At 68.1% G+C, this 1,182-nt stretch carries 1 pseudogene; it reads left to right on the top strand.

Going from position 1 to position 1,182, the window contains the following annotated elements:
* Positions 1 to 130 precede the first annotated feature (130 nt).
* A pseudogene (locus tag ACFOX0_RS34155) lies at positions 131 to 1,147 on the top strand (IS3 family transposase); the annotation flags it as partial.
* Between the last annotated feature and the right edge of the window lie 35 nt (positions 1,148 to 1,182).

Below are 1,182 nucleotides of genomic sequence, written 5' to 3'. Positions count from 1 at the left end.
AGCGGCTGCGGCGGCGCAATGAGCGCCTGGAAGCGGATTTGGCGCGGACGAAGACCGCCCTGGAGATCATGGGAAAAGCGCACGCGCTCTTGGAGACGCTGTCCGAGAGCGCGGACAGCACGGCGCCGAGGCGGCGCGGGCGCTGACCGCCGCGTTCGACGAGTTGACGCCGCTGGTGGGTGTGGCCGGGGCGTGTCGGTTGACCGGCCGGTCCCGCGCCACGCACTACCGGCGGCAGCAGCCACCCGTGATGTCGCGTCCGCTGCGGCCGAAGACACCCCCGCCATCGACGTTGTCACCGGCCGAACGCCGCGCGGTGTTGGACCTGTTGCACCGGGACGAGTACGCGGAGATGTCCGTGGCGCAGGTATGGGCCCGGGAACTCGACCAGGGCCGCTACTGGTGCTCGCAGTCCACGATGTACCGGATCCTGCGTGAGGCCGGTGAAAGCACCGAACGCCGCCGGCAGGCCACCCACCCCGCCCGGACCATCCCGCAACTGGCCGCCAGCGGACCGTCGCAGGTGTGGTCGTGGGACATCACCCGCCTGAAAACCGTTACACGGGGCGTGTTCCACCACCTCTACGTGATCATCGACGTGTACTCCCGCTACGTCGTCGGCTGGCACGTCGCCACCGCCGAGGACTCGATGCTCGCCCGCGAGGTCATCGACGACGCCATCACCCGCAACGGCGCCCGACCCGAGGTCCTGCACGCCGACCGCGGCTCGTCGATGGCCTCGAAACCCGTCGCCGAACTCCTCGCCGACCTCGACGTCACCCGCTCCTACTCAAGACCCCGGGTATCGAACGACAACCCGTACTCCGAGGCGCAGTTCAAAACCCTGAAGTACTGCCCCGCGTTCCCCGACCGGTTCGCATCCCTGCACCACGCCCGCGAGTTCTGCACCGAGTTCTTCACCTACTACAACCACGAACACCGCCACTCCGGCATCGGCCTGCACACCCCCGCCTCCGTGCACTACGGCACCGCCAGCGACGTGCACGACCAGCGGCAAGCCACCCTCGACACCGCCTGGCGCACCCACCCGGACCGATTCACCCGCCGACCCCGACCACCCGCCCTGCCGACCACGGTGTGGATCAACAAACCAGCAGCTCAACCCACCGAACTACAGAACACCTGACCACGAAAACGTCTCACTTGACTTGACAGGTTCCG

This window comes from Micromonospora zhanjiangensis (assembly GCF_042650605.1).
GTDB lineage: Bacteria > Actinomycetota > Actinomycetes > Mycobacteriales > Micromonosporaceae > Micromonospora_J > Micromonospora_J zhanjiangensis.
The sequence above is the reverse complement of the archived record's forward strand: the minus strand, read 5'-3'. Positions and strand labels throughout refer to the sequence as shown.